The sequence below is a fragment of the Pseudoalteromonas sp. NCCP-2140 genome (genome assembly GCF_023708065.1).
Taxonomy (GTDB): domain Bacteria; phylum Pseudomonadota; class Gammaproteobacteria; order Enterobacterales; family Alteromonadaceae; genus Pseudoalteromonas.
Map to the genome: position 1 here is coordinate 474,218 of NZ_BRCZ01000003.1, position 25,025 is coordinate 499,242.

Below are 25,025 nucleotides of genomic sequence, written 5' to 3' on the forward strand. Positions count from 1 at the left end.
CATTACGCCAGCGACTAGAGCATCTGCTAGACTTATAACAATGACAATAAATCGATAACTGTGTTTATACAGTTATCGATAACTTAAAAAGGATTGTTAGGGATACATGAGGCAATCATTACAGCTGCGCATGGGCCAGCAACTTACAATGACTCCACAACTGCAACAAGCGATTCGTTTGTTGCAGCTCAGTACATTGGATCTCCAGCAAGAAATTCAAGAAGCGCTTGATAGTAATCCCCTGCTTGAAGTGGAAGAAGCGGATTACAATGAAGAAAGCACCGGCAAGAATGAGCAAAAAGCGGAGCCTGACGATGTGCAAGTCAGCGCGTCTGCCGAAGAAGCACCTAGCGAGTACGAGCAAGAAAGTAGTGATGCTCTCAATAAAGACACCGTAAGCGATGACTTAGCAATGGACGTCACGTGGGATGAGTACATGAGTGCCGCCCCTTCAACATCGTCAGGGCCAATGCCTGAAGATGAATCTATCTATCAGGGAGCATCAACCGAAACCCTTCATGAATACCTAATGTGGCAATTACAGCTCACGCCATTTAGCCCTACTGATGAAGCGATTGCTGTGGCAATTGTAGAAGCTATCGATGACTCAGGTATTTTAACGGTAAGCTGTGAAGATATAGTCGAAAGCTTTAATCAAAATAACGATGAAGAAGAAATCGAACTTGATGAAGTCGAAGCGGTCTTAAAAAGAATTCAGTTATTTGATCCTGTGGGTATTGGCGCACGCAGTTTACAAGAATGTCTGTGCATTCAGTTACGCCAATTCGATGCTAATACGCCATATTTAGCTGAAACTAAAATGGTTTTATCTGAGCATATCGAATTATTAGCGAGTCGCGACTATCGAACTTTGATGAAAAAGACTAAGCTTAAAGAAAACGAGCTTAAAGAAGTGATGACGCTCATCCACAGCTTAAATCCTAAGCCTGCGGATAGCATAGTGCGCGAAGAGTCTGAGTACGTCATACCTGATGTATCAGTAAAAAAAGTAAAAGGTCGCTGGGTAGTCGAGTTAAACCCAGACTGTATGCCAAAGATTAGAGTGAACAGCCAATATGCGGCGATGTCTCGCTCTGTAAAATCAAGTAGCGACAGCCAATTTATTCGCTCTCACTTACAAGAAGCTAAGTGGTTTATTAAAAGCTTAGAAAGCCGTAACGATACGCTATTAAAAGTGACCAACTGTATCGTTCAACAACAACAAGCTTTCTTTGAGCATGGCCCTGAAGCAATGAAGCCGATGGTGCTAAATGATGTTGCTGAAATGGTCGAAATGCATGAATCGACGATTTCACGGGTAACAACGCAAAAATATATGCATACCCCACGGGGTATTTTTGAGTTGAAATATTTCTTCTCAAGCCATGTCAGCACCGAAAATGGTGGTGAGTGTTCTTCTACAGCAATACGCGCTTTAATCAAGAAGTTAGTCGCTGCAGAAAACTCAGCTAAACCATTGAGTGATAGCAAAATTGCAGATATATTGGCTGAGCAAGGAATTAAAGTAGCTAGACGTACAATTGCAAAATATCGTGAGTCTCTAGCAATACCTCCGTCTAATCAGCGTAAGAGTCTGATTTAGACGTTTTACATAGAAGGAAAAATGCTTATGCAACTAAATTTAACTGGTCGTCATGTAGAAATCACAGATTCATTAAGAGACTATGTAAACACCAAGTTTGCAAAACTAGAAAGGCATTTTGACCATATTAATAATGTTCATGTCATTCTAGATGTAGAAAAATTAAGCCAAAAAGCAGAAGCAACTTTACATGTAAACGGAGGCGAATTGTTCGCTTCTACAGAACATCAAGATATGTACGCAGCCATTGACTCACTGATCGATAAACTTGATCGCCAAGTCATTAAACACAAAGAGAAATTAGCTCGACATTAAATTATGAAACTAAGTTCACTTACTAACCAGGACTGCAGCAAAGCTGCGGTCCTTTTTAATAGCAAAAAAAGAATTCTTGAATATATCAGCGAACTGGCCCACCAGCAGCTTCCTCATTTATCGCAACAAGATATCCTAGATGCTTTACTCAACCGAGAAAAACTAGGTAGCACCGGCATTGGCCGAGGTATTGCTATTCCACATGGCCGAATGAGCGGCGCAGATGAGCCTCATGCATTTGTGATAGTGAGTGAATCCCCTATTAATTTTGATGCAATTGATAATCGTCCAGTTGATATTTTTGTGGCACTCATCGTACCAGATGGTGACTGTCAGCTTCACCTAAAGACCTTATCAACAATTGCTGATAGACTTAAAGATAAAGAATTTTGTAAACAGCTGCGTAGTGCTACTACCGATCAGCAACTGTTTCAGGTCATATCAGCAGAGGCATAAATGGAATTAATAATTATCAGCGGTCGCTCAGGCTCAGGTAAATCGGTCGCTTTACGAGTACTTGAAGACTTGGGCTATTATTGCGTTGATAATATTCCGGTTAATTTACTGCCTTCGCTCGTACGTAGTGTGTCTGATAACTACGATAAAATAGCGGTCAGCATCGACGTGCGTAACTTACCGAAAGAGCAGCAAGAATTTAATGATATTCTTGAGTACCTGCCAGGTTTCGCAAACCCAACACTATTCTATTTAGACAGTGATGACCAAACTCTGATCAAGCGCTTTTCAGAAACACGCCGCTTGCATCCACTATCTATTGATTCTTTGCCGCTTGATCTGGCCATTAAACAAGAAAAAATCCTGCTTGATGTGTTGATCACTCGCGCTGACTTTATGATTGATACCACTGATCTGAGTGTTCATCAGTTAGCAGAATCAATTCGCGAAAAGATTTTAGGTAAAAAAGATAAAAAGCTGATTATTACTTTTATGTCGTTTGGCTTTAAGCATGGTATTCCAAAAGAAGCTGACTACGTTTTTGATGCACGCTTTTTACCTAACCCACACTGGGAACCTGATTTAAAGCCACTAACAGGCCTTGATCAACCAGTAAAAGATTACCTAGCTAGCCACAGCATAGTGCAAAAGTTCACGTGGCAAATACAAACCTTTGTGCAAACTTGGTTGCCACATTTAGAGCGTAATAACCGCAGTTACCTGACCATTGCTATTGGTTGTACCGGCGGCCAGCATCGCTCTGTTTACTTAGCGCAAACAATTGGTGAGAGCTTTGCCAAAAGCCATGCTAATGTAAAAATTCGCCACCGCGAACAAGACATTTAATTAGGCACCAACAATGCACGCTGAAGATACCTTTTTAATTCAAAACAAACTTGGCTTACATGCTCGTGCTGCTACTGTTTTAGCGCAATTAGCGCTGCAATTTGATGCCAAAATTACGCTTTATCAAGATGATAAAGAAGCTGAAGGCGACAGCGTGTTAGCATTAATGCTACTTGAAAGTAGTCAGGGTAAAGAAGTTCGCGTTGTGTGCGAAGGCCCTGACGCCGATGCTGCATTAACGGCAATCGGCGAATTAATTGCACAACGCTTCCACGAGCAAGAATAGCATTTGCTAAGACTTCAGGGTTTACGGTAAACTTAATTCGGATATTTAAAATTCCCTTTAAATATCCTACTTTTATATCGCTCGCTTTTCTAAATTACAAAACTCTTAATAAATTTATCGCAGTGCGACGATATCTCTGCAAATACACTACAAAGCAACTATGCTGTATTTGCTTAGCCTATTTAAACTTTTTTCAGTTGTAAGGACGCCAATGCCAGAAGCCTTTGAACAAGATTACCCACTACAACAACTCAAACAAGTGACCAAGTCACTCAATAGTGGTCAATTTGTTCAAGTGCGCGGTATGTTAGCCAAAACGGCACCTTGTGATACAGCCCTTTTACTTGAATCTTCTCCCCATAAAATTCGTCGTATGCTTTGGCAGCTGGTTGATCCAGATGTCCGTGGTGATGTTCTAGAAGAACTCTCTGAAGATGTACGTCTTGGCATTATTGCCCAGATGGAGCCTGAGCACATTGCTGCTGCCACTGAAGATATGGACGACGATGACTTAGGTGAGGTTTTACGTAGTCTTCCTGATACCGTATATCAAGACGTTGTCAGTGCCATGGATTCGCAAGATAGAGAAAGAGCAACTCAAGCACTTTCTTATCAAGAGCGCTCAGCCGGTGCCTTGATGAACAGCGATACGGTCACCATTCGTCCTGACGTTACTCTAGATGTTGTACTGCGCTATTTACGCTTACGAGGTGAGCTACCAGAGGGTACCGATGACTTATATGTAGTTGATAAGCATAACTGCTTTTTAGGCGCGCTTTCATTAACTACATTGCTGACCAGTCCTTCAGATAAAATTGTTCGTGATTTAATGGATGAAGACTGTGAGTCAATCCTAATCTCTATGGATGAAAGTGATGTGGCGCAACTGTTCGAGCGTCACAACTGGATTTCAGCCCCTGTCGTGGATGATAACGCTCACTTGCTTGGTCGTATTACCATCGATGATATCGTTGACGTAATCCGTGAAGATGCAGAGCACAGCATGCTAAGCCTCGCTGGTCTTGACGACGAAGAAGATACCTTTGCGCCAGTGCTAAAAAGTTCGCAGCGTCGCTCTATTTGGCTTGGGGTTAACTTATTAACCGCATTGTTAGCAGCAATTGTGGCAAGCTTTTTCGAAAACACCTTAGCAATCTTGCCTATTTTAGCGGTACTCAATGGTATCGTCCCTTCAATGGGGGGTGTTGCGGGTAGCCAAACCCTAACTCTGGTTATTCGTGGTATAGCGGTTGGTCATATCAACCAAACCAACCAACGCTTCTTATTACTTAAGGAGTTAGCGATTGGCGCACTGAATGGCATTATTTGGTCGATATTAATTGCTGGTGTGGTTGCCCTATGGCAGTGGGACTTTAAACTCGGCGCAGTGCTGGCCTTTGCAATGTTTATGAATCTTGTTGCCGCTGGTATTGCGGGTGCGAGCATTCCATTAATTCTTAAGAAAATGAAAATTGACCCAGCCCTTGCAGGGAGCGTAGTGCTGACAACCGTCACTGATATTGTTGGTATCTTTGCCTTTTTAGGCACCGCGACTTGGTTATTGATCTAATATAAAAACGGCCCTTAAAGGGCCGTATTTATACCTTTTACTTTGCGCGCTGCTTATTTTTACCTACTCTAGGTTTGGTATTGGCCTTTTTAAACTGGCTAAAACCGGTGTGACGAGTCAGTGCCGCACGGCCTTTACCTCCCTTTCCTCTAGCTGCTTTCTCGTTGCGACCTTCTTCAGGTACCAAACAGTTCGGTCCTTTACCGATTAGATTCGCTTTCCCCATTTTTCTTAGAGCTTCACGGATCATCGGCCAACCAGCCGGATCGTGGTAACGTAAAATTGCTTTGTGTAAGCGACGCTGGCGTGCGCCTTTTGGAACAGGCACTTGCTCAGTATTGTTCTTAATATTGCGCAGCGAGTTCATCTCTGTGTGATAAATCGTGGTTGCATTGGCCATAGGCGATGGATAAAAGTTTTGCACTTGATCAAGCTTAAAGTCATGAGACTTTAACCACAACGCCATGTTCACCATGTCTTCGTCTTTCGTTCCTGGGTGAGCAGAAATAAAATACGGGATCAAATACTGCTTTTTACCCGCTTCTTTTGAGTATTTATCAAATAACTCTTTAAACTTATCGTAAGCACCCATGCCCGGCTTCATCATCTTAGACAATGGACCATCTTCAGTATGCTCAGGGGCAATTTTTAAGTACCCGCCTACGTGATGGGTAACTAACTCTTTTACGTAGCGCGGATCTTCAACGGCTAAGTCATAACGTACGCCAGACGCGATCAAAATTTTCTTCACACCTTTTACATCACGGGCTTTTTTATAAAGCTCAATGGTTGGGGTGTGATCCGTGTCCATATGCTTACAGATATCAGGATAAACACATGATAAACGACGACACGTGCTCTCTGCCTTTTTGCTCTTACAGCGTAACTTATACATATTCGCTGTCGGTCCGCCTAAGTCAGAGATAACACCTGTAAATCCTGGCACTCTGTCACGAATTTGCTCAATTTCATCAATAATTGATTGCTCAGAACGGCTTTGAATAATACGCCCTTCGTGCTCTGTAATCGAACAGAAAGAACAGCCACCAAAGCAACCACGCATGATGTTCACCGAGGTTTTAATCATTTCATAAGCTGGGATTTTTTCATCGCCGTAGCTTGGGTGCGGAATACGCTGATATGGCAAACCAAATACGCCATCCATTTCTTCGGTTTCAAGTGGAAATGCTGGCGGGTTAACCCAAATAGAACGGTCGCCATGGCGTTGAAATAACGCACGTGCACAACCTGGGTTGGTTTCTTGGTGCAAAATACGCGAGGCATGGGCATAAAGCGGTTTATTTACACTTACTTGCTCATACGCTGGTAGCTTAACATAGGTCTTTTCCCAAGGCTTAGGACGAGCTGGCTGGATAGTGATTGGCTTAGCCGCCTCGGCACTTAAATCAATACCTGCTTTTTTAAATTCAGATTTACTACAACCCACATCATCTGCGCCATACGGGTTTGGAATTGGATCAATCTTACCGATTTTATCAATTGCAGTTGAGTCACTACCACGCCAACCCGGTAATGGTTCTTTACGAATAACCGCAGTACCACGAATATCTTGAATTGTCTCAACCGACTCACCCGCAGCAATACGGTGGGCAACTTCAACAAGTGGGCGCTCAGCATTACCGTAAATTAGAATGTCAGCTTTGGCATCAAACAATACGCTACGGCGTACTTTTTCTTGCCAATAATCATAATGAGCAATACGGCGTAAACTCGCCTCAATACCACCAATAATCAGCGGCACATCTTTATAAGCTTCGCGACAGCGTTGGCTGTAAACAACTACCGCACGGTCAGGACGTTTACCGCCAATGTTACCCGGCGTATAAGCATCATCATGACGCATACGCTTTTCAGCAGTATAACGGTTGATCATCGAGTCCATATTACCCGCTGTAACACCAAAGAATAAATTAGGCTTACCTAACGCCATAAAGGCATCTTTTGAGTTCCAATCAGGTTGTGCAATTATACCCACACGAAAACCCTGTGACTCAAGCATACGCCCTATCACAGCCATACCGAAACTTGGGTGATCTACATACGCATCACCACTGACAATGATCACGTCACAGCTATCCCAGCCTAACGCGTCCATTTCTGCACGAGTGGTTGGTAAAAATGGCGCCGTGCCATAGCATTCAGCCCAATACTTAGGGTAAGAAAACAGGCCTCGCTCGGCTTTTAATGCGCTCATAAAGTGTACTCTGCTAACAAAAGGGGCGAATTATACCTCAGTCTTATAGATTATTATAGAAAACAAAACGCCCTTCACATGGGAGGGCGCTGTTTAATTAATATGCTTTTGTTGAAACTTTCTATTGTTTAGCTTGCAGGTAGGTAATTAACTCTTTTTCTGGCATAGGCTTAGCATACATGAAGCCTTGCACTTCATCACAGCCAAGCTGGGCTAAATAATCTGCTTGCGCTTGTGTCTCGACCCCTTCTGCTATGGTTTTTAAGCCTAACCTTGCACCAAGAGAAATAATTAACGCAGCAATCGCCTGACAATCTTGACCTGGTAAGTCTTTAATAAAATCGCGATCAATTTTGAGTCTGTCTAGTGGCAGTTTTTGCAAGTAACTTAACGATGAGAACCCTGTACCAAAGTCGTCAATCGCAATCTCGATACCAAACTCTTTAAGTTCTTTTAGTGTGGTGATCACATTAGCTAGCTCATCCATAACCACGCTTTCGGTCACTTCGAGTTCAATAAACTGCGGTTCTACATCGTATTTAATAAGCGTGTCTTTTACTTGCTGAGCATAGCCTTTAACTTTAAACTGCGGCACTGAAACATTCACAGCAATGCTAATTGCAAAGCCCATTGCTTCGAGGCGCTTTTGCTGCATACATGCTTGCTCTAGCACCCACTGCCCTATATCGACAATTAAACCAGCATCTTCGGCCATTGGAACGAAAATCGCTGGCGAAATATACTGACCATTACCTGACGGCCAACGCAGTAGCGCTTCACAGCCAATGATTTCAAGGGTGTTTAAGTCAAGTTGTGGCTGAAACCAAACCTCTAATTTACGCTGCTCAAAATCTTGACGAAGCTGTCTGATGATCCCTAAACGCCAAGCCATTTTCTCTTCCATGTCTGGGGTATACGTCACCACCATTTCAGAAGATTGTTTTTTAGCCTGATTAAGCGCAATGTAGCCCAGCTTTAAGGTCTCGATCCCTGCTTGCAGGAAGTCACCTTGATAACAAAGGCCAATATTAAAGTTGATTGGTAAAATGTGTTCACCGGCATTAAACGGCAAACTTAAATGCTCGCGTAGTAGCTCAACATCACATTCACCAACGGGTAACAGTAAGCCAAACACATCTGCACCAATACGCGAGAGCAGCTTTGCATTTGGGTATTCTTGATGTAGTCTATCAACAATGGCATTTAGTAATAAGTTACCAATCTCTTGGCCTAAGCCATTATTAATATCTGAGAATTGCGCAACATCAATTAATAAAAAGACATAGTCACTTTTACCCGGCTGGTAGTAACGCTCCACTTTATTCATGAAATCATTACGATTCGATAAGCCAGTTAAAACATCTTTATAAGCTGCATCACGTAAACGGTTAAACAATCTAACATTATCAAGACCAACACTGACATTGGTTAAAAATATCTCTGCAAATTGTAGTTGTGAAGGACTTGGAGTGTGCTCGGTTTCTAAGTAAATAGCTGCTTGGCGGTTTTTGCTTTTTAATAAATACGTACTGTCTACATCGGTGTGCTGATGCTCACCTTGGGCTAGGCAGTTGTTAACTTGCATGATAATACGGCCATCATCAAGCTGCTCAATACCCTGGCCAATAAACTCATTATATTCAGCACAACCACCTAAAACATAAACCTGGTTATCATCTTCGATAGAACCACACAGTAAACCTTGCGGTTCGCAATCTAAAATAATTGAGAGCTGCTTAATCACTGCCATTGAAAAAGCTTTGATATCCGTAAAACCAAGAATAGCCTTAGATGCATACAAAATATTATTTAACGCGCGGCTTTGAAATTCGAGCTGACATACTTGCTCATAAGAGCGAATAGCCGTTACAAGAGCGGTGATAAGCTTACTACGTGTTAGTTCTGTTTTTGTTTTGTAGTCGTTGATATCGTATTCGCGGATCACTTTTTCTTCAGGTGCATAGCCTGGTTGTCCGGTACGTAAAATAATGCGCACATTGTGATTATTGAGGCACTCTCTAACCTGCTTTACAACTTGCAAGCCAGCATCATCTGACTCCATAACCACATCAAGGAGTATTACCGAAATCGAATGGTCATTTTTAAGTAATTCGAGCGCTTCTGCACCTGAGTAGGCATGGTGGAATCGCAGCCCTTTATCCCAAAACTCAACGCCTGAGAGGGCAAGCTTAGTAACTGAATGTATTTCTGGATCATCATCGACAATTAATACGTCCCAAAAATCAGAGACAGTTTCATCCACTAACTGTTCGTCATCTTGGTCACTAAACAAAAAGTCGTTACTCTCTGATGCCATTAATAATTCCTTAGAGTGATCCCCGTAATACTGTAACTATGGCGCCACTCCATTTTACAGCGATGCTCAAAATTCTATCACTTATTTAACTATGATACATTAGTGATAGCTTATATAGTATCAAACAGATTATAGTCTATGTTACGTATAATGTTATGAAAGTTATAAAACAATTGCCTGAGGTGAGATTATTAAAATACTCATTTTTACCCTAAAAGCGATTTTTATCAGCATTCTGATCTCACTTGTGATTGGGCTCATGCTTTCACCGCAATATACCGTTCACAAATCAATTAAAGTGAATGCGAGCAGTGCTGAGGTTGCGAGCCTTGTTGGCGACTTTAATCAATGGCCCAAATGGCAACCATGGCAGGCTGTCGACCCGAGTATTAAATTTACCATTGCAGAACCTAGCCAAGGTGTAGGTGCACATCAATTTTGGCAGAGTCGCTTTGGCGAAGGTGAAATGACCATCACCCAACTCGACAACAGCCAGCTTTCATTTAATATCTTATTTAATAAAGAACACATTGCCCAAGGCACAATCCGCTATTTACCTGAGGGTGATAACGTTAACATTGAGTGTTCATTAAAAGGTGAGGTCAACACCCCTATTATTGGTGGCTACCTTGCTTTACTAAGCCAGTATATTCTCAAAAACACAGTAAAACTGGCGCTCAATAACATCAAAACTCATGCGCAGTTAGCAACAACAGGCAAGGACAGTGTGACCGATGACAGTGAAAGCAGCTCAGGCGAGAGTTAATCTTGCTAATATCATAGAAAACCAGCTTGGCTACCCTATTCATAAGGCATCATCGGCTAGGATCAACCATGCTGGTGATGACAGCTACTCAGCACAAGGTCAACAGCAGTTAGCTTATCAAATTAAAGCGCAAGCAAGCCTTTTAGAGCGCGCCCAAACTCGCCAAGAAATTCAATTCATTAAGCGCCAAGAAAATATCGAAACCATTATGGCGATGGCTATGGCGTTTTGCCCCGATGTCACTGGCCAACAACAACCAGATTTTGATTGGATAGAGCGCTTTATTAGTTTATGTGAAGACACAGCTAATTCTTCAATGCAAAAGCTATGGGCAAAAATACTCGCAGGTGAGACCGTGTCACCGGGCACCTTTTCGATTAAAAGCTTACAAACACTTAAACACATGACACAGCGCGAAGCAGATGCCCTTCAGCGCTGTACATCACTGTGTGGCTTCAATGAAAAAGATAACAGCCACTTAATTTTACTTGGCTTTTACAAGAAGCCTTCGCTGTTTGATTTACTTAGAAAAGGTAACAAGGTGTCATTTAATTTAGGGAAAACCCCTGTTAGCTTTCCTGACATTCTTACCCTGATGGATATTAACTTGCTGTATCGAAAAGAAATCGAATCAGCTGTTTTAAAAGCTGGCCAAGAACTGGTGCTGAGCTTTATGAATCAACGCTTGGTTTTAAAAGCAAAAAGTAATGACTTAGTACTCAGTTATTATAAATTTACACAAACGGGCGACGAGTTAAGAAAGCTAATCGCATCGCCAATAAATAAGGCTTATAAGCAGATACTTTCAACATCATTAGAAGATGAATTTGAAGTTAGCTGGCAAGCTTTAAAATAAAGCTGCCAGCTAAATATAAACCGAAAAACTCGATTAGAAGTGGATTTGAATACCCGCAAACGGGCCTGAAGCATCTAAATCTGTGTAGATATCATCAATATCATCAAGCTCTAAAGTCATTGAGCGGTAACCCGCTTTAATGTCCATATCAATTGCTAAGTTATCAAGTAAAGCGTATGCAACACCCGCTTGGTAGTCTTGAATTTTGCTATCGTCAATAGCCAGTAAGCTACCTTCAAAGAATACGCTTAAACCTGTTAACGGCAAGCCAACTTCAGCACGACCATACACTAACGGTACAAAACCAGAAAAATCAACGCGCTCAGTTGTACTTGGACCGCCTTCTTGCGAAGTACCCGTTACCGTAATTTCACCGTCAAATTGTTTAGCGTTTACACCTAAATCAATTGAAACCAAATCATTATCAAAGATTTCGTAATATAGAATGTAGTCAACATGTGATAAATCACTCACTGTGCCTACTTGTGTGCCTACAACGTAATCAGAACCACCGAAACTAAATGTTTCATCGAGTGTAGTATCACCATTTAACTCAAGTTCAGTGTATTTTAGTTTAATGTTTGGTACCAACGGCACTGGGTGCTCAAGTGCTGCGTAGTAGCTCGTAAACGTTTCATCATCAAATTTAAAGCTTTGTAGATTTCCGTCTTGAGCAAAACTACCGCTGTTATCTGATTGCCAGCCATCAACACCTAGGTATAAACCTAATAATGTATCAGCTTGCGCTGTTGGAGCTAAACAGGCCATTGAAAGGGCAGCTGCTAAACAGTACTTTTTCATCATTTTATCCTTGCGCTAAAAGTTCGCTAAGTTCAATTAGAGCCGCATTGGCTCGAGAAATATAATTCGCCATGACCAGTGAGTGGTTAGCAACAAAACCAAAACCACTGCCATTTAAGATCATTGGGCTCCACACAGTTTCTTGCGTGGCCTCTAATTCACGAATAATTTGTTGCAGACTAACACGAGCATTTTTCTTTTCTAAGACATCAGCAAAATCATATTCAACCGCTTGTAAAAAGTGCAGTAATGCCCACGTTGCACCACGCGATTCATAAAATACATCATCAATTTGCCACCAAGATGTTTTTACTTGGCTTTGCAAAGGGGTGTATGTTGCTTGATGAGCCGCAGTATCGCCAGCTAAATCAGTATTCAAACGATCTTGACCAACACTTGCACTTAAACGCTGGCTTAAACTACCTAAACGCTTTTCAGCTTCTTTTAGCCAACCACGTAAGTTATCGGCACGGGCATAAAACTGGCTATCTCGATCGTTCTGATCCGCAATTTGGGTACGGTATTCAATAAGTAAATCAATACCCTTTTGATATTCAGTTTCTGCGCTAGGCCATGCCCATGCTACCGAGCTTATATTAAATTGCGGCTGTGCTTTTTTAAGAGCTTCGTGCTCAGTTGATTGAGACTGTGAACGACTGAAGTCTTTACGCATCGACAACACTAAATCTCGGGTCATCTCAAGCGCGCCGTATTCCCACGCCGGCATGTTATCCATCATTACACTTGGTGGCATCATATCGTTAGATAAGTAGCCGCCAGGCTTATTTAATAATGTACTTGCCACATTGATCAACGTAGTTGTTGTTGTGTAGCCGGTGACAAACTTTTCACCGCGCATTTGCGCTTCCTGTTTTGCCTTGCTAACAACATCCATACGAGCTGGTTCACTACTCCAGTAAACAGCAATCGCGTAAAAAATAATTAGTATAATAAGTAATGCACTGGCTATTTTTCCTTTATGCTCAGACATAATACCTCCTAGTGATGTGAGTGCTCTTTACTTTTTTTTGATGCCTGCTCAGACATTTCTTGTAAAGACACAACCTTGGCTTGAGTAAAAACTCGATTGCCATCATTAAAATATAGCGTGAGTTTTCGTTCTTGCCCTGCTTTTAGTTGATCTTCAGGTTCAAACACCATTAAGTGATAACCACCCGGTTTAAACTCAACACTGCTGTGACCATCAATCTTTAATGATAAAACCTGTTCCATTTTCATCATGCCATCAACATGAGTATGCTGATGAATTTCAACACGTCCTAAACCATCAAGCTCAGCTTTAGTTAATACCGTTGCATGCTCACTTGGGTTAGTAATAGTTAAATAAGCCACGCTGGCTTTACTGGCTGGTAAAAATTCACGTACCTGCGCGTTGCTTACGGTTACTTCGGCAACATCGCTATGATCATGGCCACTATGGGCAGATAAAAAAGTACTAAAGAATAAACTTGCGGTAAGAAAAGAGAGTGCGGGCCACAGTTTCATTATGTTTTAATCCTTGTTAAGACATTAACTTACCCGCTAAATTTAGCATATTTTATGTATTAAGGCAGTTTATTAGTACCTTAAGCTGGCGATTTTTTGTTATCGGCAATCAACCAGCATAATGCTGCGATTAGTAAAAGTGGCCATGCAATCATTACTGAGCCAAATAAAAACGCAAGCACAACACCAATCAAAGCAACAACACCTGCGCCAAGTAGGCCAATAGTAAATAACGCCACACCTGCAACGACGGCAATGACTGCCACTATTGCACCGATGACCTCAAGCCCAGCCCAACTCATATCAGCAATTGATAAAGGTAATTGCCATGAGTCAAACGATACAAATGAAACCGCATCAGTGCATAGTAATAACATTGCCAAAATGATGATAGCTAACGTTTTCATGTCCTACTCCTAGTAACCTTTCACTGGTAAAGTGCAATGAGCCACTAAATAACCCACGCCTATTAACAGCGGCATTTGAATAAGTAATATGATCATGACCAAACGTGTTGACCATACAGGAAAGCCCAAGCGCGCAGCGAGTCCGCTACACACACCCGAGATCTTTTTATTACTCAGATCACGGTACCAACGTGTCGATGTGTGATAAGTATTCATCATTAACCTCCTAAGCCGACTGCTTCATCGTTGCTTTCAAGTTAGCAAGCTCTTTATCGATTGCTTCATCTTTCTCAAGGGCAGCGAATTGTGCTGCTGTTGAATTTGCAGCATCACTTTGTGTCAGCTCATACGCTTCAACTTGCGACTCAATGTTTTCAACGCGCTGCTCTAAGTAGTCAAAACGCGCTAATGCATCTTCAACTTTACTGCTATGCAGCTGCTCTTTTACTTTTAAGCGTGCTGTAACAACGCGTTCTTTTTGCATGTAAGTCAGCTGTTTGGCTTTTGCATCTGCAAGCTTGTTTTGTAAACGCTGACAATCTTCTGTCAATTTAGCGAGTGACTCTGCCACTTTATCCATTTCAGCTTGTTGCGCTTCGATTTCTGTCGTTAAACGCTGCTTTTCAACTAATGCTGCTTTGGCAAGATCATCACGATCTTTACTCAACGCTTTTTCTGCTTTCGCTTGCCAATCAGCTACTTTTGCTTGTTTCGCTGCAATTTCACGCTTCATTTGCTTTTCTTGCGTTAAGAATGTCGCAGCAGTTGCACGGCATTCAGTCAGTGCATCCTGCATTTCTTGCACGAGTAGATTAAGTAACTTTTCAGGATCTTCAGCTTTGTCTAATGCTGCAGAAAGGTTTGCCTGAATAATGTCATTTACGCGATTTAATACACCCATGTTACTCTCCTGTTGATTATTGGGTTAATACAGCTAGGAGATTCCAATTCTTGTGCCAACTAACGAATAAATAAAATTTGTTATTTATATACAATAAGTTGAGTCAATTAAATTTAGATTTAGGCTGACTAGTGACTGAATGAAAAATAACTAATTTGACTAAAAAATTAACTTTTTCACTAAATTTTAGGATCAAAAAAAGCCACAAAATGTGGCTTTTTTAATAGGGTAAATGATTAGGCTTCTGGGACAAAACTTAAGGCTTTATCCATAACAGATAAATCGGCCGCTTTACCATGGCCTTTTTCTGAAAGGTGGCGTCTAAAACCACGCGCACCAGGTTGGCCTTGAAAAATTCCCAACATATGGCGAGCTATATGCCAAAAGTTAGCGCCTTTACTCATTTCGTCTTCAATATAGTCGTACATCGAGCGTACAACCTGATGACGACTTAGCGTAAAGGCTTCATCACCATAAATATTTTCGTCAACCTCAGACAAAATAAACGGATTACTATACGCCTCACGACCAATCATAATGCCATCAACATACTCAAGGTGAGCTACGCTATCAGCAATTGTTTTCACGCCACCATTTAAGCTTAAGTGAAGTTGCGGATAATCTTTTTTCAACTGGTAAACCCGCGGGTAATCAAGAGGTGGGATCTCACGATTCTCTTTTGGGCTTAAGCCATTTAACCACGCTTTACGCGCATGAATAATAAAGTCATCACAGCCAACATCATGACTTGCTTCAATTAAAGCACATAAAAACTCATACGAGTCTTGCTCATCAATACCAATGCGAGTTTTAACAGTAACAGGAATAGTCACCTCGGCCTTCATTGCAGCAACGCAGTCAGCAACCAGTTTAGGCTCAGCCATTAAACAAGCACCAAAACGACCATTTTGTACACGATCAGACGGACAGCCGACATTTAAATTTACTTCATGATAGCCGCGCTCCGCCGCTAACTTTGCACACTTAGCCAACGCTTCAGGATCTGAGCCACCAAGTTGCAATGCCACTGGCCCTTCATGCTCATTAAAGTGTAAGTAATCGCCTTTACCAAATAAAATAGCGCCGGTTGTCACCATCTCAGTGTAAAGCACAGCATGCTTAGTCATTTTGCGGTGAAAGGTTCGACAGTGACGATCAGTCCAATCTAACATGGGTGCCACGGAAAAACGGCGGTTTAATGTCGTTGTGCTCATAACATGGCCCCTTTAAAGATCAATGCATTTACTTGCAACTTAAATTACCTAATACGATTAACGCTTAATATAGCGATGACACATACCCTTTAGGTATGCACCGAAATGAAAAATTGCGACCATTATACCACCGAAGCTGGCTCGCGGCATGGCTTAATCAAAGATCAGATGATGAAAAGAGGCGAAGAAGTGTACTGCAATCTCACTTCTTTGATGAATAAGGTAAAATGCTAAGTCTACATTTTTACTTTACTTAGGAGATGTTCAAGGTTTTGGCCCGTAAGCTCCAAAATCGTAATTTCAAGCTCTTTGTAGTCCTCGTTTTTCAGGTTAACTAACTTAGCACCCACTGCAATTCGCGCTACTTTCTCAACGGGGTCCATTTCGACAATTTCAATTGATGCACGCGTATCATGATCTTTTGATTGCACATAATATTCACTAAAGAAGGTACCATCTGCACGTACATTTGGATTACTGTCAGACACAGACTGCAGGAGCGTGCCTTTCTTTAAATCACTTTTACGAAGTGAAAAGCTGTATTCCGCCACATTGGCATGACCAACAATTACGGTTACTGCGCTTTCACCATTAATTTTAAAATCATGATCTGTTACTTCAATGACTTTTAGCTTACCACTATCATAGGTCGGCTCCATGCAAGCACCTAAACTAAAAATCAGAAAAACAGATAAGACGACATTTTTGATTAGCATTCTTTGTTCCTTAAATTTTATATTGCCTTCTTTAAAGTTAGATAAAAGAAGGCAATTATTCAAAGTTTAAATCACTGAAAATGCACTTTAAATTAAAACTAGCCGACAACACTCAAACCGAAGTAGTGAGCGATACCGCCTAAGATATTAGTCACCGCCACTGACGATAAAATTAAGCCCATCACCCGGCTGATAATGCTCGCGCCACTATCACCAATTAACTTATGAACATGCGTGGCAAGTAGTAATAAAACCAGTACGATTATTAACACAGAAAGCATAATCGATGAGGTAATTAGCTGCTCATACCAAGTGTATTCGGTATTTCGAGTCATTAGTACTGCACCAAGCATGGCACCGGGGCTGGCAATAGAAGGAATCGCCAAAGGGAAAATAGCGGTTTCGGTGCTATCTCGAACACTTTTAATTTCTGTTTCTGGTTTACTTTCACCGAAGATCATCGACAGAGCAAACAGTAATAATACGATACCTCCGGCAATCTGAAATGCCGAAAGTGGAATATTGATCGCGTTTAAAAGTAACTCGCCCGCAACAACAAAAAATAATAGCACTAATGCCGAAACACCAACCGCTTTTAATGCAACTTTGCGCTTAAATTTGGCGTCATCCCAGCGTGTAACAGCAATAAAAACAGGCACGGTCCCGATAGGATCAATGACGGCAAAAAAGAAAATGAATGCAGCTAGCAATTCACTCATTAAGAAAACTCCCTGAAAACGTGTTAGCGAATAAAAACACTGCAACTACAATACAGTATGTTAGTATATCACGGTAGCGTAAGGATAAGAGAAGATGAATATAGAATCACTCGTCAGTAAAGCAAAACAAGTATGCGATAATCGTGGTGCACGTTTCACACCTATCCGTGAAAAAGTATTCCGCCTGTTAGCTAGTGCGCAAGGTGGTGTGGGTGCTTATGACCTATTAGAACAACTCAAATTAACTGAGTCAGGCGCAAAACCTGCCACTATTTATCGAGCGCTCGATTTCTTATCGGAACTTGGCTTTATTCATAAAATTGAAAGCACCAACTCATTTATGCTGTGCCATCATTTTGATCACATTCACCCTGTACAGTTATTAATTTGTGACAGCTGTGGTTATGTAAAAGAATTGCATTCAACAGTAATTTCTCATGAACTTAATAACTTAGCGGCAGAAAGTGGATTTATTGTCTCAGGACAAACAATTGAAGCGCACGGTAAATGCGAAAAATGCAAAGAATAAGTGCGGTGTTTGAAACAACCACTACACTTAAAGTATGATTAACGGCATTTCGAAACCTAAGGGAAAATAAATAATGAATGTGGAGTTCATCAACCCTTTTTTATCATCATTATTAAATGTATTGAGCACTATGGCTCAAACAGAATTAAAGCCGGGTAAACCTAGTTTAAAGAAAGATGAACTAGCCCGTGGCGATGTATCAGGTTTGATTGGTATGGTTGGCCCACAAACTAAAGGTTCACTTTCAATCTCCTTTGATGAAAATCTAGCTCTGACGATTATGGAAAGAATGCTAGGTGAACGCCCTGATACGGTGAACGAAGAAGTAACCGACATGGTAGGTGAAATTACTAACATGGTAACAGGTGGCGCTAAAAACCTACTTGGCGAAAAAGGCTATGAGTTTGATATGGCAACGCCAGTTGTAGTGTCTGGTAAGGGACATACAATTGCACATAAATGTGAAGGCGCCAAGGTGTTAATTCCATTCACGTCTGCTGATGGTAACGCCAATATTGAAGTTAGCTTTGATAAACTATGAGCTGGCAGCAAAAAACCATTCAATTGAAGCCTCGCTCACGAGGCTTTCACATCATTGATGACGAGCTACTTCGTCAACTTCCAGAGATAGCACAATACAAAGTCGGCTTATTACACCTATTCATTCAACACACTTCTGCAAGCTTAACTATTAACGAAAATGCAGATCCTACAGTAAGAATGGATATGGAAAGTCACTTCAATCATTTTGTGCCAGAACGACAAAGTTATTACCGCCATGATTATGAAGGTGATGACGACATGCCAGCCCACATAAAAAGCAGTACATTAGGTGCTGAGCTCACTATTCCAATTAACCAAGGCCGTTTAATGCTAGGTACTTGGCAAGGTATCTATTTAGGTGAACACCGAGATCATGGTGGCGCTAGACGTATTATCGCGACCGTTCAAGGCCAGATCTAAAACTAGCTGTAAGCTTAAGCTGTAAGCAAATCTTGGTATTAACTAAATTATTTAAGAAAGTGTTTTTGGAATTTTTTAGAGATTGGAGCGGCACACGAGGCTCGAACTCGTGACCTCAACCTTGGCAAGGTTGCGCTCTACCAACTGAGCTAGTGCCGCTTTAAAGTAGTCAGTAATTTGTCCGTTGGCGCACAACCTGAAGGTTGCGGTAAAACGTTCTGGCAACTGAGCTAGTGCCGCACAATAAGTTACTAGTTTTAAGTTACAAGCTTCAAGTTAGTTACTTTCCACTTGAAACTTAAGCCAATTTCTTTTGGTGAGAAATTGGAGCGGCACACGAGGCTCGAACTCGTGACCTCAACCTTGGCAAGGTTGCGCTCTACCAACTGAGCTAGTGCCGCTTCAAATATTTTCTAGTTACAAGATTCAAGTTACAAGTTTGAATAGCTTGGAGCTTTCAACTTTTCCTTGAAACTTAAGCCAATTTCTTTTGGTGAGAAATTGGAGCGGCACACGAGGCTCGAACTCGTGACCTCAACCTTGGCAAGGTTGCGCTCTACCAACTGAGCTAGTGCCGCACAATAAGTTACTAGTTTTAAGTTACAAGCTTCAAGTTAGTTACTTTTTCCTTGAAACTTAAGCCAATTTCTTTTGGTGAAGAAATTGGAGCGGCACACGAGGCTCGAACTCGTGACCTCAACCTTGGCAAGGTTGCGCTCTACCAACTGAGCTAGTGCCGCTTTTAAGTAGTCAGTAATTTGTCCGTTGGTGCACAACCTTGAAGGTTGCGGTAAAACGTTCTGGCAACTGAGCTAGTGCCGCTTTAAAGTAGTCAGTAATTTGTCCGTTGTCGCACAACCTGAAGGTTGCGGTAAAACGTTCTGGCAACTGAGCTAGTGCCGCATTCAAAAGTAGTCAGTAATTTGTCCGTTGGTGCACAACCTTGAAGGTTGCGGTAAAACGTTCTGGCAACTGAGCTAGTGCCGCATTCAATTACTTAGAGACATACCAACCCCGCGGGGGTTAACGTCTTAAGCGGGGCAGGATTCTACAATAATCCGATGTGTTTGCAAATGTTTTTTACAAATTAAAGAATTTTTCTTGGTAAACCTTTAATTCCATGATCGAATCTTTGATATCGTCGAGGGCTAGATGTGAACCTTTTTTGTTCACTTGCGCTAATACGTCAGGTTTCCAACGACGTGCAAGTTCTTTAACTGTACTCACATCAAGGTTACGGTAGTGAAAGTAATCTTCCAATTCAGGCATGTACTTATTCATAAAGCGGCGGTCTTGGCCGATAGAATTACCACACATAGGTGAAGCACCCGCAGGTACCCATTGCTTTAGAAATGCCAATGTTTGATCAATAGCATCTTGTTCAGTGAATGTGCTTGCTTTACAACGAGCTGTTAAACCAGATTGACCGTGCTGAGTCGTGCACCACTCGTCCATGCCATCAAGCAGTTCATCGCTTTGATGAATAGCAATAACAGGGCCTTCAGCCAAGATGTTTAAATCACTGTCGGTGACAACAGTGGCAATTTCGAGTATTTTATCTGTTGCTGGTTCGAGGCCTGTCATTTCCAGGTCGAGCCAGATAAGATTTGATTTATGAAAAGACATAGTTACCTTAGCGGTGCTTTCCTTTAGATCCAACGCATTTAGATATATCATATTAGTATCATCAGTCGACCTAAAGCTTTTTTTTCAAAAAGCCCGACATTTACTCAAGTTATAGGCCAAAAGTGGCAAAACAAAAGAAATTAAGTAAAGGCCAATCGCGTCGAATTAAGGCCAATCATCAAAAACGCCTCTCTAATGCAGACAAAAAGCAACAGAAAGGGGCAACTGTGCAATGGCAAAGTGACAATTTAGGTCCTGCCGAAAATGCGGTTGTGATCAGTCGATTTGGTCAACATGCCGATATCGAAACCGAATCAGGCGAAGTATTGCGCTGTAATATACGCAGAACAGTATCGAACCTTGTATGTGGTGATGAAGTTATTTTTCGCCGTGCAAAAGTTAGCGAAGGCGACTTAGCAGGCGTTATTGAAGCAACCCATGAGCGTCGCTCACAACTAACGCGCCCTGATTTTTATGACGGGGTGAAAGTCGTCGCTGCCAATATCGACCAAATTTTAATGGTCTCTGCAGTACTGCCTGAGTTTACGCCAAACATTATCGACCGCTATTTAGTTGCCTGTGAAGACATGGGGATTGAGCCTATTTTAGTGCTTAACAAAATAGATTTAATCGACGATGAAGGCCTTGCTTTTATTGATGAAATTCTCGATATCTATCGTGAGCTAGGTTATCAAGTACTGTTAGTCAGTAATAAAACCGGTGAAGGCATTGATGAGCTTAAACAAAAACTGGTTGGTAAAAACAGCATTTTTGTTGGTCAAAGTGGTGTAGGTAAATCAACCTTAGTAAACACTGTACTGCCAGATGCTGACATCTTAACCCAAGAAGTATCTGAGAACAGCGGCCTTGGTCAACACACAACAACCGTATCGCGATTACACCATTTACCAAGTGGTGGTAACCTAATCGACTCACCGGGAATTCGTGAGTTTGGCTTATGGCATTTAGATGTTGAGCGCGTTACGTGGTGCTTTAAAGAGTTCCGTGATTTTATTGGTGGCTGTCGTTTTCGCGATTGTAAACATTTAAACGATCCTGGCTGTATAATTCGCCAAGCTGTTGATGATGGTGAAATTTCAGAACTTCGTTTTGACAGTTACCACCGAATTTTAGAAACTATGGCCGACGGCCGTGCTGGTGCACGCGCTCCTCGCGTATAACTATTTAGGAAATAACAAGTGAGTTTAGATAAATTCAAAATTGCTATGCAATATGCCATGCCAAAACATTTCATTTCGCGCATGGTTGGCAAGTTAGCAGCAGCAAAAGCGGGTGGCTTAACAACGGCCTTAATTAAATTGTTTATCAAACAATACAAAATTGATATGAGTGAGGCTAAATACCCAGATCCAGCTCATTACAAAACTTTTAATGAGTTTTTCACTCGCCCATTAAAAGAAGGTATTCGTCCACTTGCTGAAGAAAGCGACATTATTGCTCACCCAGTTGATGGTGCAATTAGCCAATTAGGCGATGTAGTAGACGGTCAAATCATCCAAGCAAAAGGCCATGACTACAGCTTACAAGCACTCCTTGGTGGCAAAGAAGAAGACACAGCGCCGTTTTTAGGTGGTAAATTTGCGACTATTTATTTAGCACCAAAAGATTACCACCGTATCCATATGCCTGTTGATGGTACGCTGAGCAAAATGATCTACGTACCGGGTGATTTATTTTCGGTAAACCCGTTAACAGCACAAAATGTACCTAACCTATTTGCTCGTAACGAGCGTGTTGTGGCTATCTTTGAAACTGAAATTGGCCCGCTAGCCATGGTACTTGTAGGTGCGACAATTGTTGCTAGCATCGAGACTATTTGGGCAGGCACAGTAACGCCACCAGCAGGTAAAGATGTATTTAGTTGGAATTACCCAACCACAGGTGACAACGCGATTACTCTGAAGAAAGGTGAAGAAATGGGTCGCTTTAAATTAGGCTCGACCGTTATTTTAGCCTGGGGCGCAAATCAAGCTGAGTTCTTATCAGATCAACACCCAGAAACAGTGACGCGCATGGGCACACCATTTGCGAAAATTAACGACTAATATGTTCAATTAAGCAAACCACTTGAGCAAAAGTGGTTTGCTTAAAATTCACTATAAATCGCGCCTACACCCCACGATTACACTCTGAGCACTCACTATCTTTTTGAATATTAAAGCGCTGCTGCATTAGTGTTAGCCCATCAAATTGAATAAACTCGCTACCCGTTTTATGGCCAAGCAATATATTGATAGCCAATAAACTTTGCATGCTTCCCATAACACCCAGTAACGGGCTCAATACCCCTGCATTGTCACAATTAAGCGCTGTTTGCTCCTCCGTTTGCGGGAATACACAACCATAGCAAGGGCTCTGTTCATGACGAAAATCAAAACTCATCACCTGCCCTTGCGTTGCAATAGCCGCAGCTGATACAAGCGGAATAGACTTAGCTAAACAATAGCGATTAACCAAATAGCGGGTAGCAAAGTTATCACTGCAATCGAGGATGATATCAGCACCTTCAAGTAGCTCAGCACAGTTACTTTCATCAAGCTTTTGGCATAGAGGCTTAACAGTAATTTGATTATTTAAACTGCTTAACACCTTGGCAGCCGCCTGTGTTTTTGCCTGCCCCATGTGGTTTACTTTATAGAGTATTTGTCGCTGTAGATTTGAAAGCTCAACTTTATCGTCGTCAATCAAAGTGAGCGTTCCTATTCCTGCTGCCGCTAAATAAAACAGTGCTGGTGAGCCAAGCCCACCAGCTCCGACAACCACAATATGTGCAGTCTTTAACTTTTGCTGCCCCGCATGCCCCACCTCTTTGAGTAGCAAGTGGCGGCTATAACGAATTTGCTCTTTGTCGCTTAACGCGCTCATATTATGACTGACCTTCGACCAGCTGTTTTAACTTGGCAATGGCTGCTTGGTAGTCTTCGGCTTCAGTAATCGCACGTACTACGGCAACACTGCCAACACCCGTGTTCGCAACTTGCTCAGCACGAGATAAGTCAATTCCACCAATCGCGACCGTTGGATAATCGGCCATCAACGGCACAAATTTTTCTAGCTTTTCTAAGCCCTGAATTTGCCCAGTCATGTCTTTAGTGGTGGTTGGATAAATAGCACCAAACGCCATATAACTTGGTCTGTAATTATGTGCACGCAGCATCTCATAAAAGCCATGAGTCGATACACCTAAGCGTAACCCTGCCTCTTTTATGGCAATTAAATTAGCGGTTTGTAAGTCTTCTTGCCCTAAATGCACACCATAAGCACCGTGCTTAATCGCCAACTGCCAATAATCATTGATATATACCTGCGCATCGTACTTCTGCCCCAGCAAAACCGCACTTGCAATGGCATCTTCGAGTGTTGCATCGTCTGCATTTTTCATTCTTAATTGAACTGTTTTAACCCCTTCGGCTAAACACTTCTCTAACCAATCAACCGTATCTACAACGGCATATAGACCAAGCTGTTTAGAGTCGCACTCGGCAAAACCTGCTGCCATGGTAAAATCAACCGGGCAATCAAAGTCGAGCTCATCACCCAGCCAACTTCCCGCCTCGATGACTTGTGGGTAATCTGCTAGATTTGTTGGAAAGCAAGTGTGCGCAACGGGGCCAATCCCTTCACCATAACGAACGGCTGCTTTTAATCCTTGGTTTATATAGGCTTTTGCTAAAATAAAGGCATCTTTGAGTGGATACTGTTTGGCTAAACACGCGGCAATCACAGAAGCCATACTGCATCCAGTACCATGACTATGCGGTGTTTGAATTTTTTCGTTACCAAGCCAATATGCATGCTCACCTTGCACGCAGTAATCAATGCAGTAGCCACTTGGGTAATCCCAATGACCTCCTTTGATGATCACCGCTTTTGCACCATAGCCTGTCAACTTCTCGGCGGCTTCTTTCACTGCACTTGGGCCAATCAAATAAACACCTGTTAATAGCTGTGTTTCGTGGGTGTTCGGTGTTACAACATCGACTAATGGCAATAAACACTCTTTAATGGCACTAACAGTATCTTCTTCTGTTAATAAATCACCACTTGAGGCAATGGCAACAGGATCATAAACAACCAAAGGCGGCTCTGCCCAAGTTGCTTTGTAATGTTTTAAATGCTCACTAATAAGCTGTATTTGCTGCACATTGGCAAGCATGCCAATTTTAATCACACTGGCAGGCATATCACTGGCTAAGGCTAATAGTTGCGACTCAATCACCTCTGTTGAAATCGGGTTAAGTGCTTCTACACCTAAACTATTTTGTGCCGTTAAAGCAGTAATAACCGTACAGCCATGTACATTAAAACTTTGCATTGCCTTGATATCGGCTTGAATTCCTGCACCGCCGCCCGAATCTGAGCCAGCTATGGTCCATACAACCTGATTCATGT

Annotated in this window: 27 protein-coding genes and 4 tRNA genes; 13 read left to right on the forward strand and 18 right to left on the reverse strand. The window is 41.9% G+C overall.

All coding sequences use genetic code 11. The annotated features are described in order from the left end of the window. Positions 1-106 precede the first annotated feature (106 nt). The 6 genes from NFU46_RS08810 (at position 107) to mgtE (ending at position 5,076) form a co-directional block, all read left to right on the forward strand. Positions 107-1,603, forward strand: coding sequence for an RNA polymerase factor sigma-54 (locus NFU46_RS08810; protein ID WP_175080034.1), 1,497 nt, complete (start codon positions 107-109; stop codon positions 1,601-1,603). Positions 1,604-1,630: 27 nt separating this feature from the next. Beyond that, a complete protein-coding gene (gene hpf / locus NFU46_RS08815; protein WP_036971325.1) occupies positions 1,631-1,918 on the forward strand; it encodes a ribosome hibernation promoting factor in 288 nt (95 codons plus the stop codon). 3 nt (positions 1,919-1,921) lie between these two features. Further along, positions 1,922-2,374, forward strand: coding sequence for a PTS IIA-like nitrogen regulatory protein PtsN (gene ptsN, locus NFU46_RS08820; RefSeq protein WP_054561106.1), 453 nt, complete (start codon positions 1,922-1,924; stop codon positions 2,372-2,374). Then, on the forward strand, positions 2,375-3,220 hold the full coding sequence (gene rapZ / locus NFU46_RS08825; protein WP_054561107.1) for an RNase adapter RapZ: 846 nt from the start codon (positions 2,375-2,377) through the stop codon (positions 3,218-3,220). It begins immediately after the preceding gene. A 13-nt stretch (positions 3,221-3,233) separates the two neighbouring features. Continuing rightward, a complete protein-coding gene (locus tag NFU46_RS08830) occupies positions 3,234-3,506 on the forward strand; it encodes an HPr family phosphocarrier protein (protein ID WP_054561108.1) in 273 nt (90 codons plus the stop codon). Positions 3,507-3,717: 211 nt separating this feature from the next. Then, complete coding sequence (gene mgtE, locus NFU46_RS08835) at positions 3,718-5,076, forward strand: magnesium transporter (RefSeq protein ID WP_054561109.1); 1,359 nt, start codon at positions 3,718-3,720, stop codon at positions 5,074-5,076. A gap of 37 nt (positions 5,077-5,113) precedes the next feature. On the opposite strand, the gene NFU46_RS08840 is transcribed toward mgtE, so the two are convergent. Together NFU46_RS08840 and NFU46_RS08845 are read right to left on the reverse strand one after the other, a co-directional pair. Next, on the reverse strand, positions 5,114-7,291 hold the full coding sequence (locus tag NFU46_RS08840; RefSeq protein WP_251601217.1) for a YgiQ family radical SAM protein: 2,178 nt from the start codon (positions 7,289-7,291) through the stop codon (positions 5,114-5,116). Between the two features lie 121 nt (positions 7,292-7,412). After that, entirely contained in the window at positions 7,413-9,608 is a 2,196-nt protein-coding gene (locus NFU46_RS08845; protein ID WP_251601219.1) for an EAL domain-containing protein, read from the reverse strand. Positions 9,609-9,867: 259 nt separating this feature from the next. On the opposite strand from NFU46_RS08845, the gene NFU46_RS08850 reads away from it, so the two are divergent. Together NFU46_RS08850 and NFU46_RS08855 are read left to right on the forward strand one after the other, a co-directional pair. Beyond that, positions 9,868-10,374, forward strand: coding sequence for an SRPBCC family protein (locus NFU46_RS08850; protein ID WP_251601221.1), 507 nt, complete (start codon positions 9,868-9,870; stop codon positions 10,372-10,374). Then, positions 10,343-11,230, forward strand: coding sequence for a TIGR03899 family protein (locus NFU46_RS08855; RefSeq protein WP_058585939.1), 888 nt, complete (start codon positions 10,343-10,345; stop codon positions 11,228-11,230). The genes NFU46_RS08850 and NFU46_RS08855 overlap by 32 nt, the downstream gene beginning before the upstream one ends. A gap of 33 nt (positions 11,231-11,263) precedes the next feature. On the opposite strand, the gene NFU46_RS08860 is transcribed toward NFU46_RS08855, so the two are convergent. The 9 genes from NFU46_RS08860 to NFU46_RS08900 form a co-directional block, all read right to left on the reverse strand. Further along, positions 11,264-12,031: a TIGR04219 family outer membrane beta-barrel protein gene (locus NFU46_RS08860; RefSeq protein ID WP_062566535.1), complete on the reverse strand. Its 768-nt coding sequence runs from the start codon at positions 12,029-12,031 to the stop codon at positions 11,264-11,266. Between the two features lie 4 nt (positions 12,032-12,035). After that, complete coding sequence (locus NFU46_RS08865; protein WP_251601223.1) at positions 12,036-13,022, reverse strand: DUF2333 family protein; 987 nt, start codon at positions 13,020-13,022, stop codon at positions 12,036-12,038. An 8-nt stretch (positions 13,023-13,030) separates the two neighbouring features. After that, positions 13,031-13,537 carry a copper chaperone PCu(A)C gene (locus NFU46_RS08870; RefSeq protein ID WP_130166184.1) on the reverse strand — a complete coding sequence of 169 codons (507 nt, stop codon included), beginning with the start codon at positions 13,535-13,537 and terminating at the stop codon, positions 13,031-13,033. 80 nt (positions 13,538-13,617) lie between these two features. After that, the gene (locus NFU46_RS08875; protein ID WP_054554146.1) at positions 13,618-13,944 is read right to left on the reverse strand and encodes a hypothetical protein; all 327 of its coding nucleotides are present in this window, start codon (positions 13,942-13,944) and stop codon (positions 13,618-13,620) included. Between the two features lie 9 nt (positions 13,945-13,953). Continuing rightward, positions 13,954-14,160: a PspC domain-containing protein gene (locus NFU46_RS08880; RefSeq protein ID WP_054554145.1), complete on the reverse strand. Its 207-nt coding sequence runs from the start codon at positions 14,158-14,160 to the stop codon at positions 13,954-13,956. Between the two features lie 10 nt (positions 14,161-14,170). Next, positions 14,171-14,845 carry a PspA/IM30 family protein gene (locus NFU46_RS08885; RefSeq protein WP_251601225.1) on the reverse strand — a complete coding sequence of 225 codons (675 nt, stop codon included), beginning with the start codon at positions 14,843-14,845 and terminating at the stop codon, positions 14,171-14,173. Between the two features lie 236 nt (positions 14,846-15,081). After that, positions 15,082-16,059, reverse strand: coding sequence for a tRNA dihydrouridine(20/20a) synthase DusA (gene dusA / locus NFU46_RS08890; RefSeq protein ID WP_082422939.1), 978 nt, complete (start codon positions 16,057-16,059; stop codon positions 15,082-15,084). A 236-nt stretch (positions 16,060-16,295) separates the two neighbouring features. Continuing rightward, positions 16,296-16,718 (reverse strand): hypothetical protein, encoded by a 423-nt coding sequence (locus NFU46_RS08895; RefSeq protein WP_130166181.1) that lies wholly within the window; start codon positions 16,716-16,718, stop codon positions 16,296-16,298. Positions 16,719-16,873: 155 nt separating this feature from the next. Then, positions 16,874-17,494, reverse strand: coding sequence for a MarC family protein (locus NFU46_RS08900; protein WP_062566539.1), 621 nt, complete (start codon positions 17,492-17,494; stop codon positions 16,874-16,876). A gap of 94 nt (positions 17,495-17,588) precedes the next feature. Between NFU46_RS08900 and NFU46_RS08905 the strand changes: the two genes are divergently transcribed. The 3 genes from NFU46_RS08905 to NFU46_RS08915 all read left to right on the forward strand — a co-directional run bounded on the left by NFU46_RS08905 (position 17,589) and on the right by NFU46_RS08915 (position 18,986). After that, positions 17,589-18,023, forward strand: a complete 435-nt coding sequence (locus NFU46_RS08905) for a transcriptional repressor (RefSeq protein WP_054554141.1) — start codon at positions 17,589-17,591, stop codon at positions 18,021-18,023. A gap of 73 nt (positions 18,024-18,096) precedes the next feature. Next, the gene (locus tag NFU46_RS08910; protein WP_251601227.1) at positions 18,097-18,564 is read left to right on the forward strand and encodes a chemotaxis protein CheX; all 468 of its coding nucleotides are present in this window, start codon (positions 18,097-18,099) and stop codon (positions 18,562-18,564) included. After that, complete coding sequence (locus NFU46_RS08915) at positions 18,561-18,986, forward strand: secondary thiamine-phosphate synthase enzyme YjbQ (protein ID WP_054561120.1); 426 nt, start codon at positions 18,561-18,563, stop codon at positions 18,984-18,986. The genes NFU46_RS08910 and NFU46_RS08915 overlap by 4 nt, the downstream gene beginning before the upstream one ends. Positions 18,987-19,069: 83 nt before the next feature. Here NFU46_RS08915 and NFU46_RS08920 read toward each other — a convergent pair. The 5 genes from NFU46_RS08920 to orn form a co-directional block, all read right to left on the reverse strand. Further along, positions 19,070-19,145: transfer RNA gene (locus NFU46_RS08920), tRNA-Gly, on the reverse strand. Between the two features lie 166 nt (positions 19,146-19,311). Then, positions 19,312-19,387 (reverse strand) — tRNA-Gly (locus NFU46_RS08925). Positions 19,388-19,488: 101 nt separating this feature from the next. Next, positions 19,489-19,564, reverse strand: a tRNA-Gly gene (locus NFU46_RS08930). Positions 19,565-19,650: 86 nt separating this feature from the next. Continuing rightward, positions 19,651-19,726 (reverse strand) — tRNA-Gly (locus NFU46_RS08935). A 340-nt stretch (positions 19,727-20,066) separates the two neighbouring features. Then, the gene (gene orn / locus NFU46_RS08940; RefSeq protein WP_054554138.1) at positions 20,067-20,612 is read right to left on the reverse strand and encodes an oligoribonuclease; all 546 of its coding nucleotides are present in this window, start codon (positions 20,610-20,612) and stop codon (positions 20,067-20,069) included. Between the two features lie 122 nt (positions 20,613-20,734). On the opposite strand from orn, the gene rsgA reads away from it, so the two are divergent. Together rsgA and asd are read left to right on the forward strand one after the other, a co-directional pair. Next, entirely contained in the window at positions 20,735-21,793 is a 1,059-nt protein-coding gene (rsgA, locus tag NFU46_RS08945; protein ID WP_251601229.1) for a small ribosomal subunit biogenesis GTPase RsgA, read from the forward strand. Between the two features lie 18 nt (positions 21,794-21,811). Next, positions 21,812-22,678, forward strand: a complete 867-nt coding sequence (gene asd / locus NFU46_RS08950; RefSeq protein ID WP_175083551.1) for an archaetidylserine decarboxylase — start codon at positions 21,812-21,814, stop codon at positions 22,676-22,678. A 64-nt stretch (positions 22,679-22,742) separates the two neighbouring features. Here asd and NFU46_RS08955 read toward each other — a convergent pair whose 3' ends face one another. Next, complete coding sequence (locus tag NFU46_RS08955; protein ID WP_251601231.1) at positions 22,743-23,498, reverse strand: HesA/MoeB/ThiF family protein; 756 nt, start codon at positions 23,496-23,498, stop codon at positions 22,743-22,745. 1 nt (position 23,499) lies between these two features. Then, the gene (gene thiE / locus NFU46_RS08960; protein WP_251601233.1) at positions 23,500-25,023 is read right to left on the reverse strand and encodes a thiamine phosphate synthase; all 1,524 of its coding nucleotides are present in this window, start codon (positions 25,021-25,023) and stop codon (positions 23,500-23,502) included. Positions 25,024-25,025 lie beyond the last annotated feature (2 nt).

Bases quoted from the DNA above. Each gene is read 5' to 3' on its own strand.
- NFU46_RS08810 (WP_175080034.1), top strand. From the start codon at position 107: ATGAGGCAATCATTACAGCTGCGCATGGGCCAGCAACTTACAATGACT.
- hpf (WP_036971325.1), top strand. From the start codon at position 1,631: ATGCAACTAAATTTAACTGGTCGTCATGTAGAAATCACAGATTCATTA.
- ptsN (WP_054561106.1), top strand. From the start codon at position 1,922: ATGAAACTAAGTTCACTTACTAACCAGGACTGCAGCAAAGCTGCGGTC.
- rapZ (WP_054561107.1), top strand. From the start codon at position 2,375: ATGGAATTAATAATTATCAGCGGTCGCTCAGGCTCAGGTAAATCGGTC.
- NFU46_RS08830 (WP_054561108.1), top strand. From the start codon at position 3,234: ATGCACGCTGAAGATACCTTTTTAATTCAAAACAAACTTGGCTTACAT.
- mgtE (WP_054561109.1), top strand. From the start codon at position 3,718: ATGCCAGAAGCCTTTGAACAAGATTACCCACTACAACAACTCAAACAA.
- NFU46_RS08840 (WP_251601217.1), bottom strand. From the start codon at position 7,291: ATGAGCGCATTAAAAGCCGAGCGAGGCCTGTTTTCTTACCCTAAGTAT.
- NFU46_RS08845 (WP_251601219.1), bottom strand. From the start codon at position 9,608: ATGGCATCAGAGAGTAACGACTTTTTGTTTAGTGACCAAGATGACGAA.
- NFU46_RS08850 (WP_251601221.1), top strand. From the start codon at position 9,868: ATGCTTTCACCGCAATATACCGTTCACAAATCAATTAAAGTGAATGCG.
- NFU46_RS08855 (WP_058585939.1), top strand. From the start codon at position 10,343: ATGACAGTGAAAGCAGCTCAGGCGAGAGTTAATCTTGCTAATATCATA.
- NFU46_RS08860 (WP_062566535.1), bottom strand. From the start codon at position 12,031: ATGAAAAAGTACTGTTTAGCAGCTGCCCTTTCAATGGCCTGTTTAGCT.
- NFU46_RS08865 (WP_251601223.1), bottom strand. From the start codon at position 13,022: ATGTCTGAGCATAAAGGAAAAATAGCCAGTGCATTACTTATTATACTA.
- NFU46_RS08870 (WP_130166184.1), bottom strand. From the start codon at position 13,537: ATGAAACTGTGGCCCGCACTCTCTTTTCTTACCGCAAGTTTATTCTTT.
- NFU46_RS08875 (WP_054554146.1), bottom strand. From the start codon at position 13,944: ATGAAAACGTTAGCTATCATCATTTTGGCAATGTTATTACTATGCACT.
- NFU46_RS08880 (WP_054554145.1), bottom strand. From the start codon at position 14,160: ATGAATACTTATCACACATCGACACGTTGGTACCGTGATCTGAGTAAT.
- NFU46_RS08885 (WP_251601225.1), bottom strand. From the start codon at position 14,845: ATGGGTGTATTAAATCGCGTAAATGACATTATTCAGGCAAACCTTTCT.
- dusA (WP_082422939.1), bottom strand. From the start codon at position 16,059: ATGAGCACAACGACATTAAACCGCCGTTTTTCCGTGGCACCCATGTTA.
- NFU46_RS08895 (WP_130166181.1), bottom strand. From the start codon at position 16,718: ATGGAGCCGACCTATGATAGTGGTAAGCTAAAAGTCATTGAAGTAACA.
- NFU46_RS08900 (WP_062566539.1), bottom strand. From the start codon at position 17,494: ATGAGTGAATTGCTAGCTGCATTCATTTTCTTTTTTGCCGTCATTGAT.
- NFU46_RS08905 (WP_054554141.1), top strand. From the start codon at position 17,589: ATGAATATAGAATCACTCGTCAGTAAAGCAAAACAAGTATGCGATAAT.
- NFU46_RS08910 (WP_251601227.1), top strand. From the start codon at position 18,097: ATGAATGTGGAGTTCATCAACCCTTTTTTATCATCATTATTAAATGTA.
- NFU46_RS08915 (WP_054561120.1), top strand. From the start codon at position 18,561: ATGAGCTGGCAGCAAAAAACCATTCAATTGAAGCCTCGCTCACGAGGC.
- orn (WP_054554138.1), bottom strand. From the start codon at position 20,612: ATGTCTTTTCATAAATCAAATCTTATCTGGCTCGACCTGGAAATGACA.
- NFU46_RS08955 (WP_251601231.1), bottom strand. From the start codon at position 23,498: ATGAGCGCGTTAAGCGACAAAGAGCAAATTCGTTATAGCCGCCACTTG.
- thiE (WP_251601233.1), bottom strand. From the start codon at position 25,023: ATGAATCAGGTTGTATGGACCATAGCTGGCTCAGATTCGGGCGGCGGT.